Consider the following 15795-nt stretch of genomic DNA (forward strand, 5'->3'; position numbering starts at 1 on the left):
GAATGGTCGGCCGGATGGTTGGATCGAGCCATGCCGGATGCCGCTGCGAGACTCGACACCCGGATCTCCACCGGCGCCGACCCGGATGCGGTGTACGACGCCTTCTCCGGCTGGGTCTCCGACCAGGGCCTCGGGCTCTACCCGCACCAGGACGAGGCGGTGATCGAGCTGCTCGGCGGCAACCACGTCATCCTCGCGACGCCGACCGGGTCCGGGAAGTCGCTGGTCGCCGTCGGCGCGCACGCCGCCGCGCTCGCCCGGGACGAGGTGAGCTTCTACACCGCCCCCATCAAGGCGCTGGTGAGCGAGAAGTTCTTCTCCCTGATCGAGGTCTTCGGCGCCGACAACGTCGGCATGCTCACCGGGGACGCGGCGGTGAACCCGGACGCGCCGATCATCTGCTGCACGGCCGAGGTGCTGGCCAACATCGCCCTGCGCGAGGGACGCGGCGCCGACGTCGGCCTCGTCGTGATGGACGAGTTCCACTTCTACGCAGAGCACGACCGCGGCTGGGCCTGGCAGGTCCCGCTGCTGGAGCTGCTCGACGCGCAGTTCCTCCTGATGTCGGCGACGCTCGGCGACGTCTCCTTCTTCGTCGACGACCTCAAGGCGCGCACCGGGCGCGACACCGCCGTCGTCGACGACGCGGAGCGCCCGGTCCCGCTCAGCTTCCGCTGGTCGATGGAGCCGCTCGACGACACCCTCGATGAGCTGGTGACGACCGGCCAGGACCCGGTGTACGTCGTCCACTTCACGCAGGCGGCAGCCGTCGAGCACGCCACCAACCTGCTGAAGTCACGGCTCGGCGCGACCGGGATCAAGGTCGACAAGGAGGCGATCGCCGACCGGATCGGGTCCTTCCGCTTCGGTGCCGGCTTCGGCAAGACGTTGTCGCGCCTGGTGCGCAACGGCATCGGCGTGCACCACGCCGGCATGCTGCCGAAGTACCGGCGCCTCGTGGAGACGCTCGCCCAGTCCGGGCTGCTCCGCGTCATCTGCGGCACCGACACCCTGGGGGTCGGGATCAACGTGCCGATCCGCACGGTCCTGTTCACCGGCCTGGCCAAGTTCGACGGGACCAAGCAGCGGGTGCTCCGGACGCGGGAGTTCCAGCAGATCGCCGGCCGGGCCGGCCGGGCGGGCTACGACACGGCCGGCTACGTCGTCGTACAGGCTCCGGAGCACGTCATCGACAACGAGCAGCAGAAGGCGAAGATCGCCGCCCGCGTGGCTGCGGGGAAGAAGAAGTCCAAGGCACAGCTGAAGAAGGCGCCCGAGGGCACGGTGGTGTGGACCGAGCAGACCTTCGACAAGCTGGTCGCGGGCGTGCCGGAGCGGCTCAGCAGCCGGATGAAGGTCGACAACGCGATGCTGGTCAACGTCGTCGCGCGCGAGGAGGACGCCTTCGCGGTGATGCGCCGGCTCCTCATGGACGGCCACGAGGAGCAGCGCGGTCGGCTCCGGCTCGCCCGACGGGCGCTGCGGCTCTCGCGCTCGCTCGTGCGTACCGGCATCGTCACCCGGCTCGACGCGCCGGACCGCTTCGGGCGCCGCTACGTCCTGGCCGTCGACCTGCCCGAGGACTTCGCGATCAACCAGCCGCTCGCGCACTTCGCGCTGGCGGCCTTCGACGTGCTGGACCCGGAGTCGGAGACCTACGGCCTCGACGTCGTGTCGATCGTCGAGTCCGTGCTCGAGGCGCCGCGCCAGATCCTGATGGCGCAGCAGCACGCCGCCCGCGGCGACGCGATCGGGGAGATGAAGGCCGACGGCCTCGAGTACGACGAGCGGATGGCGCTGCTGGAGGAGATCACCTGGCCGCAGCCGCTCCGCGAGCTCCTCGAGGCGCTCTACGAGACCTACCGCCAGACCCACCCCTGGCTCCCCGACGACGCGCTCGGGCCGAAGTCGGTCGTGCGGGAGATGTGGGAGAACGGGATGGGGTTCACCGACTTCGTCGGCCGCTACCAGCTCGCCCGGTCCGAAGGCCTGGTCCTGCGCTACCTCACCGACGCCTACAAGACCCTGCGGCACTCGGTGCCCGAGGCGCACCGGGCGCCCGAGGTCGAGGACGTCATCGAGTGGCTGGGGGAGACGGTGCGGCAGACCGACTCGTCGCTGCTCGACGAGTGGGAGGCGCTGTCGGACCCCGACCACGTCTCCAGCGCGGTCGCCCACCACGAGCCGCCACCCCCGCCGCGGCCCCTGTCGAAGCAGGAGCGGCCGTTCCGGGTGATGCTGCGCAACGCGATGTGGGCGCGCGTCGACGCGGTGGCCCGCGACGACCTCGACGTGCTCGTACGCCTCGAGCGCGCCGCCGCCGACCGCACCGATCCGCCACGCCAGGTCGTCGTCGGCCGCTCGGTGTGGGACGCGGCGATCGAGGCCTACTACGCCGAGCACGACACCGTCCTCACCGACGGCGACGCCCGCGGCCCCGACCTGCTGGTGGTGGGCGGTGAGCGCACCGGCGAGCCGGTCGGCGCCGAGGACGGTACGACGTCCCGGCTGCGCGACGTACGCCAGACGATCCACGACCCCGAGGGCCACCACGACTGGGTGATCGAGGCGGTCGTCGACTGCGACGCGACCGACGAGGCGGGCGAGCTGGTGCTCGCGACGACGGCGATGCGACGGCTCGACTGACTGCACAGAGTTGTGCACAGCGAGCGCGGTGCCTGTGCACGGGACCGGGGCGTCGTACACAGATCCAGACGGTTGCCTGTGGGACTGGCGCCAGGTCTTGGTGCGCCCCCTCCGGCGGTCCTAGAGTCCGCGCGGAGCCGGTCGGAGAACTGTCGACGTGTCGACAAAGTTCGGGGCCTCCGGCGTGATGCAATCAAGGCCAAGGTCGTCGAGCAGAGGAGCGGACATGAGTGGTGCAGGGTTCAGTGGTCCCGGGTTCGGCAGCAGTGCCTCGGAGATGCCGCCGATGTACCGACCTCGCAACTCGCCCGCACCGTCGACCTTTCCCCGTCACGATCCCTCCGCGACCCTGCCCTTCGAGCGCAGCACCGTCGAGGAACCGATCGTGACCGCGACCGACGCGACGGCGCTGGACGCCCCGATGGGTCCGACCGGCCGGCCGATGCCGCACTTCCCGGAGCCGGCCCCGGTGAAGAGCCACGGCAACGCGCGTGTGATCTCGATGTGCAACCAGAAGGGCGGCGTCGGCAAGACCACGTCGACGATCAACCTCGGCGCCTCGCTCGCCGAGCTCGGTCGCAAGGTGCTGCTCGTCGACTTCGACCCGCAGGGCTCGCTGTCGGTCGGCCTGGGGCTCAACCCCCACGAGATGGACTCGACCATCTACAACCTGCTGATGGACCGCGAGACGACGCTGGGCGACGTGATCGTCGGGTCCGGCATCGAGGGCATGGACCTGCTGCCCTCCAACATCGACCTGTCCGCAGCGGAGGTGCAGCTGGTGCACGAGGTGGCCCGCGAGCAGACCCTCCAGCGGGTGCTCGCCCCGGCGCTCGAGCACTACGACATCATCCTCATCGACTGCCAGCCCTCGCTCGGCCTGCTGACCGTCAACGCCCTGACCGCTTCCCACAGCGTGATCGTGCCGCTCGAGTGCGAGTACTTCGCGCTGCGCGGGGTGGCCCTGCTCAAGACCACGATCGACAAGGTCCGCGAGCGGCTCAACCCCAAGCTCGAGATCGACGGTGTGCTCGGGACCATGTTCGACGGGCGCACGCTCCACAGCCGTGAGGTGATGGAGCGCCTGGTCTCGGCCTGGGGGGACACCGTCTTCCACACCGTCATCCGCCGCACCGTGAAGTTCTCCGACGCCACTGTCGCCGGCGAACCGATCACGTCGTACGCCACCTCGTCGACCGGCGCCAGTGCCTACCGCCAGCTGGCCAAGGAGGTGCTCACCCGGTGGCCCGCCGAGTGAGCATGCCGGCCGCGGACGACCTGTTCCGGCCGACCTCCGACACCGAGCCGCCTGCTCCGGAGCAGCGTCCGCGCCGCGTCCGGGCCGTGGCTGACGAGACCGAGACGACCGAGCCGGGCCCCAAGCGTCCGAGTGGTCGGGTGCGCCATGACGAGAAGATGACGGTGTACGTCACCGCGGACGAGCTGCTCGACATCGAGCACGCCCGGCTGACGCTGCGCCGCCACGGCCTGGCCGTGGACCGCGGCCGCCTCGTGCGTGAGGCGCTGGCACTCGTGCTGGCCGACCTCGAGGCGCAGGGTGCCGACAGCGCCCTGGTGCAGCGGCTGCTCGACGAGTGAGCTCCGAGCCCACCGTCCTGGAGCCGGGCAGCGAGGCGCCGGCCTTCGGCGTGCACCTCGACAACTTCGAGGGCCCGTTCGACCTGCTGCTCGGCCTGATCGCCAAGCACAAGCTCGACATCACCGAGGTCGCGCTCTCGCAGGTGACCGACGAGTTCATCGCGCACGTCAAGAACCTCGGCGGCATCTACGACCTCGAGGTGACGACGTCGTTCCTCGTCGTGGCGGCGACGCTGCTCGACCTCAAGGCGGCGCGGCTGCTGCCGCAGGGCGACGTCGAGGACGAGGAGGACCTCGCCCTGCTCGAGGCCCGCGACCTGCTCTTCGCGCGCCTCATGCAGTACCGCGCGTTCAAGCAGGTGGCAGCGGTCTTCGAGGAGCGACTGGCGTCCGAGTCGCGGCGCCATCCGCGCGCGGTGGGCCTGGAGGAGCGCTTCGCGACGCTCCTGCCGGAGGTGCTGATCGGGATCGGGTTGGAGCAGTTCGCCCAGCTCGCGGCGCGGGCCATGGAGCCCAAGCCGGTGCTCGAGGTCTCGCTGCAACACATCCACGCGGCCAGGGTCAGCGTGCGCGAGCAGGCCCAGCTCGTCGCCGACCGGCTCCGGCGCAGCGGGACGATGACCTTCCGCGCGCTCTGCGGCGACTCACCCGACCGCCTCACCACGGTCGCACGGTTCCTGTCCCTGCTCGAGCTGTTCCGCGAGGGAGCGGTGTCGTTCGACCAGGTGAGCCCGCTGGGCGAGCTGACCGTCCGGTGGACGGGCGCCGAGGAGGGCGACATCGAGATCACCGACGAATTCGACGGCGCGGACCCGGCCGACGATGATGCTGCGGTGCCCACAGAAGACGGGGGAGCGGACGAGTGACCGACCAGACCCAGGTGCCTGAGGCACCCGCCGCACCCGAGACCGCCCCAGAATCCATCGACGACGTCGACACGCTGTCCGTCGCGGTGGCCGAGCTGCGCCCGGCGCTCGAGGCGATCCTCATGGTCACCGACGAGCCGCTCGACAAGGTGCGGCTGGCCTCGGTCGTCGGCCACCCGGTGAGCGACGTCGAGGCGGCGCTCGAGTCGCTCGCAGCCGAGTACGCCGAGCAGGGCCGCGGCTTCGACCTGCGCCCCGTCGCCGGAGGCTGGCGTTTCTACTCGCGTCCGGAGTTCGCCGGGGTCGTCGAGTCGTTCGTCCTCGACGGCCAGCAGGCGCGCCTGACGCAGGCGGCACTGGAGACCCTCTCGGTCGTCGCCTACAAGCAGCCCGTCTCGCGGGCACGCGTGTCCGCGATCCGCGGCGTCAACGTCGACGGCGTGATGCGCACCCTCCTGACCCGTGGGCTGGTCGAGGAGGCGGGCCAGGACGAGCAGAGCGGCGCGAACCTCTACCGGACGACCTCCTACTTCCTGGAGCGCATCGGCATCACCTCGCTCGACGAGCTGCCCGAGCTCGCGCCCTACCTGCCCGACATGGACGACCTCGAGGACGAGCTCGCGAGCGTGGCGGGCACCGAGGCGCCGCCCGCCGAGCCCGCTCCCACCGGGCAGGCCGACGACGAAGAGCCGGCTCACGCCCCCTCGCCCCACCCGTCGCCCCACAGCGGTGCGGGCACCGAGCCCCACGGCGGGACCGAGACCGCATGAGGCCGCACGACCAGCCCGACAACCCGCAGCCCGCCTCGCACCGCCCCGAGGTCGACGAGGACGGGCTGATCCGGCTCCAGAAGCTGCTCGCGCAGTCCGGCGTCGCCAGCCGCCGCAAGTGCGAGGAGCTCATGCTCGACGGCCTGGTCGAGGTGGACGGCGAGGTCGTCACGCGGCTCGGCACCAAGGTCGACCCCCGCACTGCCGTCGTACGCGTCGAGGGAAAGCGGCTGCCGCCCATCAGCGACAAGGTCTACCTCGTCCTCAACAAGCCCCGTGGGGTCGTCTCGACGATGTCGGACCCCGAGGGCCGGCGCACGCTGGGCGACCTCGTCGCGGACCGGCCGGAGCGGCTCTTCCACGTCGGTCGGCTCGACACCGACACCGAGGGCCTGATCATCCTCACCAACGACGGCGACTTCGCCCAGCACCTGGCCCACCCCTCCCACGAGGTCGACAAGACCTACGTCGCGGAGGTCGACGGCGAGGTGCACGTGCGCACGGTCCGCGAGCTGCTGGCGGGCGTGACGCTCGACGACGGCCCGGTCACCGTCAGCAAGGCGCGGGTGGTCGGCGGCGACCCGCGACGCGAGGGCAGCAACCGCTCGATCGTCGAGCTCACGATCCACGAGGGGCGCAACCGCATCGTGCGCCGGCTGCTCGACCATGTCGGCCACCCGGTCCGCCGGCTGACCCGCACCCAGATCGGTCCGGTGACCCTCGCGCGGCTGCGCTCGGGCGAGATGCGCGAGCTGACGATGGCCGAGCTGGGCGAGCTGATGGACAGCGCGCAGCTCTGACCGCTCCCGACGTTAGGGTCTCCCCGTGGCAGTGAGGGCAGTACGCGGGGCGACGCAGCTGGACCGGGACACCCGTGAGCACATGCTCGATCGGGTGGCCGAGCTCGTCACCGACGTGATGGAGGCCAACAGCCTCGACGTCGACGACTTCATCTCGATCATCTTCACCGCGACCAGCGACCTGGTCAGCGAGTTCCCGGCGTACGCCGCCCGCCAGCTCGGCTTCTCCGACGTCCCCCTGGTGTGCGCGCGCGAGCTGGAGATCGAGGGCTCGATGCCGCGGGTCGTGCGCCTGATGGCCCACGTCGAGACCGACCTCCCGCGCGCCGACATCACCCACGTCTACCTGCACGGGGCGGCCAACCTGCGGCGCGACCTCAGCCGGACCACGAGCCATGACTGACACCACAGCCGACGACGCGCTGCCGCCCCTCGTCGGCCCCGTCGAGGTCGTCGGCACCGGACTGATCGGCACCTCCATCGCCCTGGTGTGCCGTCGCCTCGGCATCGACGTCGTGCTGCGCGACACCTCGGCCAAGCACGTGCGTACGGCGACCGGGCTCGGCGCCGGCCGCGTCGCGACGGGCGTCGACCGCCCGCAGCTCGTCGTGGTGGCGGTGCCCCCGGCGGCGATCGCCGAGACGGTCGTCGAGGCGCTGCAGCGCACCGACGCGGTCGTCACCGACGTCGGTAGCGTGAAGTCGGCACCGCTGGCCGCGGTGGCCCGGCAGGTGTCCTCGGCCGACCTGGCTCGCTACGTCGGCTCGCACCCGATGGCGGGCAGCGAGCGCTCCGGCCCGCTGGCCGCGAGCGCGGCACTCTTCGACGGCCGCCCATGGGCGATCACGCCCCATGCGGGAGCGGGCGCCGCTGCGGTCGGGCTGGTGGAGTCGCTGGTCGTCGAGTGCGGTGCGGCGCCGCTGCGGATGGACCCCGCCGAGCACGACCGCGCCGTCGCGCGGATCTCGCACCTGCCCCACCTCGCCGCGGTCCTCGTCGCCGGGCGCCTCGCCGCCGCGCCGGCCGAGCACCTCGCGCTGTCGGGGCAGGGCGTCCGCGACGTCACCCGCGTCGCCGCGAGTGACCCGGCGCTCTGGCAGCAGATCCTCGAGGCCAACTCCGACGCCGTGCTCGACCTCCTGGGCGAGGTGCGCGCCGACCTCGACGCCCTCATGGCCGCGGTCTCGGCCGCCCCGTCCGGTCACGGTGGACCCGACCTGGTCGACATCCTCGCTCGCGGCAACGCGGGCACCGCAGCCATCCCCGGCAAGCACGGTGGCCCGGCCCGTCCGACGCGGTCGGTCTTCGTCTCGGTGCCCGACCACCCGGGCGAGCTGGCCCGACTGTTCGGCGACGCGGGCGAGATCGGCGTGAACATCGAGGACGTCCACATCGACCACGACCCGGGCCGCCCCGTGGGACTCACCGAGCTCGTGGTGGAGAAGGGGCGGGCCGAGCACCTGCTCGCCGCTCTCGAATCCCGCGGGTGGACGACCCACCGGTAATCTTCTCGCCCGTGAGCAGCTCCCTCGTGATCGCCGTCGACGGCACGTCAGGCTCGGGCAAGTCGAGCACCTCGCGCGGTGTCGCCGAGCGGCTGGGGCTGCGCTACCTCGACACCGGCGCGATGTTCCGGGCGATGACCTGGTGGCTGCTGAGCGAGGGCGTCGACGTCCACGACGCCGAGGCCGTGGCGGCCGTCGCAGGGCGGCCCCGCATCGAGTCGGGCACCGACCCGCTCGCCCCCACGATCACCGTCGACGGGGTCGACGTGTCGGTCGAGATCCGCAGCGCCGAGGTCAACGCCGCCGTGAGCCCGGTCAGTGCCGTGCCCGCCGTGCGCACCCGCCTGCTCGACCTGCAGCGCGAGGTCATCGGCGAGGGCGGCATCGTCGTCGAGGGCCGTGACATCGGCTCGGTCGTGTGGCCGCAGGCCGAGGTCAAGGTCTACCTGAGCGCCGACCCCGACGCCCGTGCCGAGCGCCGTGCGGCGGAGGAGGGCGGCGCCGACCTGGCGAGCACGCAGCAGTCGCTCCTCGAGCGCGACCGCATCGACTCCGGCCGCGCCACGGCGCCGCTGACCATGGCCGACGGCGCCGTGCACGTGGACAGCACGCACCTCACCCTCGACGAGGTCGTCGAGACCATCCTGGCCCTGGCCGGATCCGCGCGACCGTGACCCGGACGGACCTCCCCGCCAGCAGCGACGAGCACCCGCGCACGCGCCTGCTGGGCATCATGCGGCCGATCGCGGTCCAGGTGATGGGTCGGCGCTGGCCCGTCACCGTCCACGGTGCCGAGCACGTCCCGGCGAGCGGCGGCGTGATCCTCGCGTCCAACCACATCGGCCTGCTCGACGGCCCCCTGCTGGCGACGTACGCCCCGCGTCCGGTGCACGCGTTGACCAAGCGGGAGATGTTCGACGGCAGGTTGCGCGGCTTCCTCCGCGGCACCGGGCAGATCCCGCTCGACCGCTACGCCACCGACCCCGGCGCGATCCGGACCGGCCTCCGGGTGGTGCGCGACGGGGGAGTGCTGGGCATCTTCCCCGAGGGCACGCGGGGTGGCGGCGACTTCCGCCGCTTCCACCACGGCGCGGCCTACTTCGCGCTGGTCACGGGCGCTCCGGTCGTCCCAGTGACCCTGATCGGCACGCGGGCTCCCGGCAGCGCGCGGTCGATCCCGGAGTCGGGTGACGCGATCGACATCGTGTTCGGACGACCGTGGCACACGACACAGCAGCAGTGGCCGCGCACGCGGGAACACGTGGCGGCCACGTCGGTGTTGTTAAGGGGACACCTGCTGTCCGAGCTGGACAGCGCCCTCTCGCAGACGCGCCGATCCTTGCCCGGGCCCCTTCCTGCGGGACAATCCGAGGACGACCCCGACACCGGGCTCGTCGAGCAGTGAAATGAGCAGTGAGCAGCATGAGTGAGTACGACGCCCTCAGCGTGGAGCCGGGTGCCGACGAGCCGACCGGCCCGACCCCCGTCCTGGCCGTGGTGGGTCGCCCCAACGTCGGCAAGTCGACCCTCGTGAACCGCATCATCGGCCGCCGCGAGGCCGTGGTCGAGGACCGTCCCGGCGTCACCCGCGACCGGGTCTACTACGACGCCCACTGGGCCGGTCGTGCCTTCACCGTCGTCGACACCGGCGGCTGGGACCCCGACGCGCGCGGCATGGCCGAGGCGATCCGCGCCCAGGCCGAGGTGGCGGTGACGCTGGCCGACGCCGTGCTCTTCGTCGTCGACGCGATGGTCGGCATCACCGACGCCGACGAGGCCGTCGTACGCATCCTGCGGGCGTCGGGCAAGCCCGTCGTCCTCGCGGCCAACAAGGTCGACGACCAGCGCACCGAGGCCGAGGCCTATGGTCTCTGGAACCTCGGCCTGGGCGAGCCCTTCTGCGTCTCCGCCCTCCACGGACGCGGCTCGGGCGACATGCTCGACGCGATCCTCGCCGCGCTGCCCGAGACCCCGCAGCAGTCGTTCGAGGAGGTCGGCGGCCCGCGGCGCATCGCGATCGTGGGCAAGCCCAACGTCGGCAAGTCCTCGCTGCTCAACATGCTGGCCAAGGAGGACCGGGTCGTCGTCGACAACGCCGCCGGCACCACCGTGGACCCGGTCGACGAGCTGATCACGCTGGGCGACACGACCTGGCGCTTCATCGACACCGCCGGCATCCGCAAGCGGGTCAACCAGGCCTCCGGCCACGAGTACTACGCCTCGCTCCGCACCTCGACCGCGATCGACCGCGCGGAGGTGGCTGTCCTCGTGCTCGACGGCAGCGAGACCGTCTCCGAGCAGGACATGCGCATCATCCAGACGATCCGCGACGCGGGCCGCGCGATGGTCATCGCGTTCAACAAGTGGGACCTCGTCGACGAGGAGCGCCGCTACTACCTCGAGCGCGAGGTCGAGCGGGACCTCGTGCAGCTGAAGTGGGCGCCGCGGATCAACTTCACCGCGCGCACGGGCTGGCACGTCGACCGGCTGGTGCCGGCGATCGAGAAGGCCCTCGAGGGCTGGGAGACCCGCATCGGGACCGGCGCGCTCAACACGTTCCTCGGCCGCCTGGTGGCCGAGCACCCCCACCCCGTGCGCAGCGGCAAGCAGGCGAAGATCCTCTTCGCCACGCAGCCGTCGGTCGCGCCGCCGACCTTCGTGCTGTTCACCAGCGGCAAGCTGGACGCGTCCTACGAGCGCTTCATCGAGCGGCGCCTGCGCGAGGAGTTCGGCTTCGTCGGCACCCCGATCGTGATCGAGCAGAAGCCGCGCGAGAAGCGCAAGCGCTAAGGGGCGAGGCCGCTCGCCCGGAGCCAGTCCATCGGATCGATGGGGCTGCCGGCGGCCGGGCGCACCTCGAGGTGGAGGTGCGGGCCGGTGGAGTTGCCGGTCGAGCCGACGGTGCCGATCGGGTCGGCCACGTCGACGGCCTGGCCGGTGTAGACCGACACGTCGTCCTGGTGGCAGTACCAGACCTCGGTGCCGTCGGGCAGCGTGACGATGGTGCGCAGTCCGTAGGGGCCGGCGTACGCGATCTCGGTGACCACACCGGCGGCCACGGCGACGATCTGGTCACCGACGTACGACCCGAAGTCCTGGCCACCGTGCTCGGCCTCCCACAGCGGACCGGTGAGCCCGAAGCCTGCGGAGACGGAGTACGACGCCAGCGGCAGCACGGCGACGACCTCGGCGGGATCGCCGTGGTAGCCGTACTGCGCCAGGACCGCCTTGCGGCCGACGAGGGCGCGGTCGCGCGCGTCGGCCCGGCGGAAGAGCGAGCTGAGGCTCTGCTGGCGCTCGTGCACCTGGCGCGCGAGCTCGACGGCGTCGGCCGGGCGGCTGGTCTCGCGGACCACCGTGTCGCGCACGGCTGCATCGGCGCGCGGCGCAGCCAGGTTGAGGCTGGCGGCGACAGCAACGACTGCCACCGCCACTCCGGCACGGCGCGGTAGGAACACGGAACTAGCCCCCCACAGGTTGAGGTTTCGATCCTCCGTGGGAGTGCCGTTCGGTGCATGCGCTTTGCGGGCAAATGGCCCACTCGGGCCAGACGAGGTGACCGTTCGGCGGGTGGGGTGGGTCGATTCCATGGCCACGATGGGGCTGCGGTAGTGTTCCCCTCGCTCCACTGGCCTCGCGCCGGGGGCATTCGGGCTGTGGCGCAGCTTGGTAGCGCACTTGACTGGGGGTCAAGGGGTCGCAGGTTCAAATCCTGTCAGCCCGACCGAGCAACCGCCCCTGATCTGCGGAGACGCAGATCAGGGGCGGTTGTGCTCAACGGCTCGACTCAGAGCGCAGGCTCGCTGACTGTTCGTGCAGCGACTCAGGGGCGCCGGGCCTGTCCGGCAAGCTGGTGCAGGCCACGGACGATCGCGCTGGTGAAGCCACCGACCTCGACGTCGGTCTGCATGGCCAGCACAGCGAGACCGGCTTCGTTGTCCGTCAACGCCCGCCGCGCCGCCCGTCCGGTGACGACCTCGACTCGTCGGTCGGGAGCGTCGACCGCGATCAGGACGCTGTTGTCAGGATCGACCAACGCCGAGTGCAGTCGGTTGGCGAACTGGCGAGGATCACCGTCGGACGCCCCGACGAAGACGGAGAACGTGAATCCGGAGACAGCCTCGGCGTCGTGGATCGCGCGCTCGACGTGCTGTCGCTCTGCATCGTGGATGAGCTCACCGGCGGACATGTGTCTGACTTCCTGCTCGGGGGTGGACAAAGCGTTCCGGGCCGCTGTGTGTATGTGGGTGGTCCGGGCGGACGATCAGCCGCGCCGCCCGATCACGGGGGAGTAGCGGTAGCCGAGCTCGTCGTGGGGCTGGCTGCGGAGTGAGGCGCCGGCGAACGAGTCGCGACTGGCGAATCGGGCCAACGCAAGCAGGACGAGGAAGACGAGGAAGACGGCGACGAGGGTCATGGCAGGTCCTTCGGTGCGAGTCCCCGCCGGGAAGCGGGAAGTGGTCTCGCAATACAAAACGTTATGCGTAGCGGTTCTATTCCGACGGCGCCCGCTCTGGGACGCGAGCTTCGCGTGAGTGCGGTGGCCGCCAGGCGCAGGGCGTGGGGCGCCCCGTTGCAGCTGTCTGCTGCTGCTTTGGAACTGTCAGGAGACATGCGATACGCTGTACGTATCGAAATCAAGGACAAGGCGGTTCTACCGTCTTGGAGAGGAGTGGGTGACATGCCCAGCGGGGAGATCGTGGCGTTCATCGTGTTCGCGCTGGTGGCAGGCGGGCTGTCGATGGGAGGCGTGACCCTGGTCTACTTCCTGGACAAGTGGCGGAACGATTCGCACGAGCGCCCCGGAGTCGCCGACCACGAGAGTCGCAGGGCCAGCCCGTTCGACCAGGCAGCGTGATCGACATGCACCCCGTGATGGTTCTGGTGGCCTTTGCCATTGCAGCGGTCACCACCTACGGCCTGGTGCTGGCCGCGCTCACCGCCACGTCGGTCCTGCCGCGCGAGAGTCGGGACGACGTCCCGGACGATCCGCGTGACGAACCGGTTCCTGTTCCGGACGTGGACGCTGGCTCGCCGCTGCCGCCTTGGGTGTCCGCGAGGAACGACCTCATCCGCCACTAGGAGTGCTCCCGTCGACGTCCGCTTGCGGCCGGACGTCGCGTGCACCCTGGGGCGCTCCAGGTGACGCCCACATTCGTCCGGCCCGAGTGTGTCGCACCCGCGGATCCCGAGGCTCCACCGATGCCTATCGCACGGACGCGTCTGTGCCGGAGGCATAGGCATGGCTGGCGGTGACGATGCCCAGAACGGTGACGAACTCGTCCTCGTCCCGTGGGCCGTAGACCATCATGAAGCCGGGGGAGAGCCGGGTCCCTGCCCACATGTGGGGTCTGCCCCAGCCCTTGGCCGACACGTCGGCGGCCATGTCGGGTGGCAGCGCCACGTGCAAGGAGCCGTCGTGGTCCGGGTGCAGGTGGGCGAACTCCCCGACCTGTGGCACGAGGAAGGCCTGCTGGTCGTCGGACCCCTCGTGCAGGGCGAAGCCGCGCGCACCCGGCACCGAAATGCGAGATGGCCCCACCTCGACGCCGGCGAGGGCGCGGATCGCCTCCATGAGGCGCTCCTGCAGATGGGCGGGGGAGCTCTGGGTCTCCTGCTGCTGCGGGATCGTCCAGCTCACCTCGGGCCGCGGTCCGGACCGCTCCGGCAGCTCGCCGTCGTGCAGCGTCGGCCATGTCACCTGCGCCGTTGGTGCGGCGGGCGCAGCGCCGTGGTGGTCGATGAAGGCGAGCCGGTGGGCGATCCACTCGCCGAGGTGGCGGATGCTGGAGCGGGTGAGCTGGTGGCCGCCGGGCTGGCGCTGGACGACCGCGGGGGCGCCGGACTCGGACAGCAGGTAGTCCCAGGTCCGGTCGAGGAGCTCACGAGGGATGACGTGGTCGCCGTCGCCCTGGGCCACGAAGACGGGCAGGTGTGCAAGTCGCCCGGGACCGACGACGAGTCCGGCGTCGAAGGGAAGGGTGCCGTACAGGATGGCGGCTCCGGAGTACCGGATGGGGTCGTCGAGCACGAGGCCGCCGGCGAAGGCAGCGCCTCCGCTGAAGCCGACGAGAATCACCGGCCGCCCGGCCGGAGCGACCTCGTCGAGCCAGGTGCGGAACCAGTCCATGGTGCTGCGGAGCGATCCCGCGATCGGGCGACCGATGCCGCGGTTGGCGAACCACGCGAAGCCGCCGCCCTCGGCGATCGGCGCCCGGACCGCCGCGTACGCGGGCCCGGACGGCAGGTGCGGAGCGAGGCCGAGGATCTCGCGCTCGTCCGACCCGCGGCCGTGCAGCAGCACGACGAGCGGAGCCGTCGGGTCGGTGGAGCCGTACGTCGCGGTGATGGGCGCCGCGACGGCGGCGATCGTCATGACGCGTCCACCGGGACGAGCTCAGCCGCGGTCCGGACGCCGCCCCATCGGGCGACGTCGCCCGGGAGGTCGAGCCGGTCGATCGGAGCGGCGTTCTCGTAGTCGCCCCAGTGGGCCTTGGGCAGCATCCACATCACCTCGAACTCGTTGCCGTCGGGGTCCTTGCCGTAGATGCTCTTGGTGGCGCCGTGGCTGGACTCGCCGGTGTAGGCGTCGAGATCGGCCAGGGTGAGTCGCGCCTGTTCGAGCTCGTCGATGGTGTCGACCTGCCAGGCCAGGTGGTAGAGACCGAGGCCACCGCGGGGTCGCGGCGGCTGGTCGCCGACGCCGAAGAGGCCGAGGTCGTGGTGGTTTCCCGAGCGCGGCAACCGGAGGAATGCGGCGTTCGCACGAGGCTCACGCGCCATGACCGTCATGCCGAACGCCTGGGAGTAGAACGTGATGCTCTGCTCGAGGTCGGCAACGAACAGCACGGCATGGTTGAGACGGACGGCATTGACGGTCATGGTGCGCTTCCTTCTTCTTGGTGGGGCGGTGCAGGGGGTGGTCGGTCCGGTGGCGACGAGAGTCAGGCGATGACGCCGAAACCGCCGGTCCAGGAGACCTTCTCGTTGGCGGCGAGGGTGAGCTGCAGGAAGCCGAGGGCCTCGAGCTCGCGGGCGCGCTTGAGGGCGCCGGCGTCGATGGCGTTCAGGCCGCCGGAGGTCACGATGCCGGCCAGGACGGACTTGGCGTCGCTGTCGTCGCCGGCGATCAGGACGGTGGTGGTCAGGGGGCCGACCGTGCCGGCAGCGAGGGTTCCGGCGAACGTGGTGTTGAACGCCTTCAGCACGCGCGACTGCGGAAGAGCGGCGGCGATCTCGGCGGCGGCGGAGCTGTCGGCGGGCACGACGAGGGAGTCGAAGGTCTCGAAGTTCAGCGGGTTGGTGATGTCGACGACGATCTTGCCGGCAAGCTGGTCGCCACGCAGCGCGACGACGGCGCTGACGGCGGGGTAGGGGACTGCGAGGACGACGACGTCGCCTCTCACCGCGGTGTCGAGGTCGTTCTCGCCGAGCTGCTGGACGCTGTGGCCGCCCTTGGCCGCGACTGCGGCGATGGCCTGGCCCATGTTGCCGGTGCCGAGGATCGAGAGGTTCGTCATGGAGTGCTCCTAGGAGTTCTGTGGATCGTACGGATTGGTTGTTGCTACAAGTAACACCCTACACGGTGTAGTTGTCGCGTCAACTATTC

Annotated in this window: 19 protein-coding genes and 1 tRNA gene; 14 read left to right on the forward strand and 6 right to left on the reverse strand. The window is 71.1% G+C overall.

Features of this window, described 5'->3' with window-relative positions:
- The first annotated feature begins 30 nt into the window (after window positions 1-30).
- The 11 genes from EUA06_RS09875 (at window position 31) to der (ending at window position 10976) form a co-directional block, all read left to right on the forward strand.
- The gene (locus tag EUA06_RS09875) at window positions 31-2646 is read left to right on the forward strand and encodes a DEAD/DEAH box helicase (RefSeq protein ID WP_129475117.1); all 2616 of its coding nucleotides are present in this window, start codon (window positions 31-33) and stop codon (window positions 2644-2646) included.
- Between the two features lie 421 nt (window positions 2647-3067).
- Window positions 3068-3904: a ParA family protein gene (locus tag EUA06_RS09880; protein ID WP_242498101.1), complete on the forward strand. Its 837-nt coding sequence runs from the start codon at window positions 3068-3070 to the stop codon at window positions 3902-3904.
- Between the two features lie 2 nt (window positions 3905-3906).
- A complete protein-coding gene (locus EUA06_RS09885; RefSeq protein ID WP_422879749.1) occupies window positions 3907-4245 on the forward strand; it encodes a hypothetical protein in 339 nt (112 codons plus the stop codon).
- Window positions 4242-5111: a segregation and condensation protein A gene (locus EUA06_RS09890; protein WP_129475123.1), complete on the forward strand. Its 870-nt coding sequence runs from the start codon at window positions 4242-4244 to the stop codon at window positions 5109-5111. Before EUA06_RS09885 ends, EUA06_RS09890 begins: the two co-directional genes overlap by 4 nt.
- Window positions 5108-5881 carry an SMC-Scp complex subunit ScpB gene (gene scpB, locus EUA06_RS09895; protein ID WP_242498078.1) on the forward strand — a complete coding sequence of 258 codons (774 nt, stop codon included), beginning with the start codon at window positions 5108-5110 and terminating at the stop codon, window positions 5879-5881. The genes EUA06_RS09890 and scpB overlap by 4 nt, the downstream gene beginning before the upstream one ends.
- Window positions 5878-6681 (forward strand): pseudouridine synthase, encoded by an 804-nt coding sequence (locus tag EUA06_RS09900; protein ID WP_129475125.1) that lies wholly within the window; start codon window positions 5878-5880, stop codon window positions 6679-6681. Before scpB ends, EUA06_RS09900 begins: the two co-directional genes overlap by 4 nt.
- A 25-nt stretch (window positions 6682-6706) precedes the next feature.
- Window positions 6707-7084, forward strand: a complete 378-nt coding sequence (gene aroH, locus EUA06_RS09905; protein WP_129475127.1) for a chorismate mutase — start codon at window positions 6707-6709, stop codon at window positions 7082-7084.
- Window positions 7077-8186: a prephenate dehydrogenase gene (locus EUA06_RS09910; protein WP_129475129.1), complete on the forward strand. Its 1110-nt coding sequence runs from the start codon at window positions 7077-7079 to the stop codon at window positions 8184-8186. The genes aroH and EUA06_RS09910 overlap by 8 nt, the downstream gene beginning before the upstream one ends.
- Before the next feature lie 11 nt (window positions 8187-8197).
- Window positions 8198-8860, forward strand: coding sequence for a (d)CMP kinase (cmk, locus tag EUA06_RS09915; protein ID WP_242498079.1), 663 nt, complete (start codon window positions 8198-8200; stop codon window positions 8858-8860).
- Entirely contained in the window at window positions 8857-9591 is a 735-nt protein-coding gene (locus EUA06_RS09920) for a lysophospholipid acyltransferase family protein (protein WP_207208296.1), read from the forward strand. Before cmk ends, EUA06_RS09920 begins: the two co-directional genes overlap by 4 nt.
- 17 nt (window positions 9592-9608) lie before the next feature.
- Complete coding sequence (der, locus tag EUA06_RS09925; protein WP_129475131.1) at window positions 9609-10976, forward strand: ribosome biogenesis GTPase Der; 1368 nt, start codon at window positions 9609-9611, stop codon at window positions 10974-10976.
- Here der and EUA06_RS09930 read toward each other — a convergent pair.
- Complete coding sequence (locus tag EUA06_RS09930) at window positions 10973-11614, reverse strand: M23 family metallopeptidase (protein WP_165354328.1); 642 nt, start codon at window positions 11612-11614, stop codon at window positions 10973-10975. The genes der and EUA06_RS09930 overlap by 4 nt on opposite strands.
- Before the next feature lie 222 nt (window positions 11615-11836).
- Between EUA06_RS09930 and EUA06_RS09935 the strand changes: the two genes are divergently transcribed.
- Window positions 11837-11910 (forward strand) — tRNA-Pro (locus tag EUA06_RS09935).
- A gap of 99 nt (window positions 11911-12009) precedes the next feature.
- On the opposite strand, the gene EUA06_RS09940 is transcribed toward EUA06_RS09935, so the two are convergent.
- Together EUA06_RS09940 and EUA06_RS22375 are read right to left on the reverse strand one after the other, a co-directional pair.
- Window positions 12010-12375, reverse strand: coding sequence for a DUF5130 family protein (locus EUA06_RS09940; RefSeq protein ID WP_129475135.1), 366 nt, complete (start codon window positions 12373-12375; stop codon window positions 12010-12012).
- Window positions 12376-12450: 75 nt separating this feature from the next.
- Window positions 12451-12603: a hypothetical protein gene (locus EUA06_RS22375; protein ID WP_165354329.1), complete on the reverse strand. Its 153-nt coding sequence runs from the start codon at window positions 12601-12603 to the stop codon at window positions 12451-12453.
- 264 nt (window positions 12604-12867) lie between these two features.
- On the opposite strand from EUA06_RS22375, the gene EUA06_RS22380 reads away from it, so the two are divergent.
- Window positions 12868-13044 (forward strand): hypothetical protein, encoded by a 177-nt coding sequence (locus EUA06_RS22380; RefSeq protein ID WP_165354330.1) that lies wholly within the window; start codon window positions 12868-12870, stop codon window positions 13042-13044.
- A complete protein-coding gene (locus tag EUA06_RS09945; protein WP_129475137.1) occupies window positions 13041-13268 on the forward strand; it encodes a hypothetical protein in 228 nt (75 codons plus the stop codon). Before EUA06_RS22380 ends, EUA06_RS09945 begins: the two co-directional genes overlap by 4 nt.
- Before the next feature lie 124 nt (window positions 13269-13392).
- On the opposite strand, the gene EUA06_RS09950 is transcribed toward EUA06_RS09945, so the two are convergent.
- The 3 genes from EUA06_RS09950 to EUA06_RS09960 form a co-directional block, all read right to left on the reverse strand.
- Window positions 13393-14562: a luciferase domain-containing protein gene (locus EUA06_RS09950; RefSeq protein WP_129475139.1), complete on the reverse strand. Its 1170-nt coding sequence runs from the start codon at window positions 14560-14562 to the stop codon at window positions 13393-13395.
- Window positions 14559-15068 carry a VOC family protein gene (locus EUA06_RS09955; protein ID WP_129475141.1) on the reverse strand — a complete coding sequence of 170 codons (510 nt, stop codon included), beginning with the start codon at window positions 15066-15068 and terminating at the stop codon, window positions 14559-14561. The genes EUA06_RS09950 and EUA06_RS09955 overlap by 4 nt, the downstream gene beginning before the upstream one ends.
- Before the next feature lie 62 nt (window positions 15069-15130).
- Complete coding sequence (locus tag EUA06_RS09960; protein ID WP_129475143.1) at window positions 15131-15706, reverse strand: NADPH-dependent F420 reductase; 576 nt, start codon at window positions 15704-15706, stop codon at window positions 15131-15133.
- Window positions 15707-15795 lie beyond the last annotated feature (89 nt).

Source organism: Nocardioides glacieisoli (genome assembly GCF_004137245.1).
Classification (GTDB): Bacteria; Actinomycetota; Actinomycetes; order Propionibacteriales; family Nocardioidaceae; genus Nocardioides; species Nocardioides glacieisoli.

Bases quoted from the DNA above. Each gene is read 5' to 3' on its own strand.
- EUA06_RS22375 (WP_165354329.1), bottom strand. From the start codon at position 12,603: ATGACCCTCGTCGCCGTCTTCCTCGTCTTCCTCGTCCTGCTTGCGTTG.
- EUA06_RS09875 (WP_129475117.1), top strand. From the start codon at position 31: ATGCCGGATGCCGCTGCGAGACTCGACACCCGGATCTCCACCGGCGCC.
- EUA06_RS09950 (WP_129475139.1), bottom strand. From the start codon at position 14,562: ATGACGATCGCCGCCGTCGCGGCGCCCATCACCGCGACGTACGGCTCC.
- der (WP_129475131.1), top strand. From the start codon at position 9,609: ATGAGTGAGTACGACGCCCTCAGCGTGGAGCCGGGTGCCGACGAGCCG.
- EUA06_RS22380 (WP_165354330.1), top strand. From the start codon at position 12,868: ATGCCCAGCGGGGAGATCGTGGCGTTCATCGTGTTCGCGCTGGTGGCA.
- EUA06_RS09910 (WP_129475129.1), top strand. From the start codon at position 7,077: ATGACTGACACCACAGCCGACGACGCGCTGCCGCCCCTCGTCGGCCCC.
- EUA06_RS09900 (WP_129475125.1), top strand. From the start codon at position 5,878: ATGAGGCCGCACGACCAGCCCGACAACCCGCAGCCCGCCTCGCACCGC.
- EUA06_RS09880 (WP_242498101.1), top strand. From the start codon at position 3,068: ATGGGTCCGACCGGCCGGCCGATGCCGCACTTCCCGGAGCCGGCCCCG.
- EUA06_RS09885 (WP_422879749.1), top strand. From the start codon at position 3,907: ATGCCGGCCGCGGACGACCTGTTCCGGCCGACCTCCGACACCGAGCCG.
- EUA06_RS09955 (WP_129475141.1), bottom strand. From the start codon at position 15,068: ATGACCGTCAATGCCGTCCGTCTCAACCATGCCGTGCTGTTCGTTGCC.
- EUA06_RS09960 (WP_129475143.1), bottom strand. From the start codon at position 15,706: ATGACGAACCTCTCGATCCTCGGCACCGGCAACATGGGCCAGGCCATC.
- EUA06_RS09940 (WP_129475135.1), bottom strand. From the start codon at position 12,375: ATGTCCGCCGGTGAGCTCATCCACGATGCAGAGCGACAGCACGTCGAG.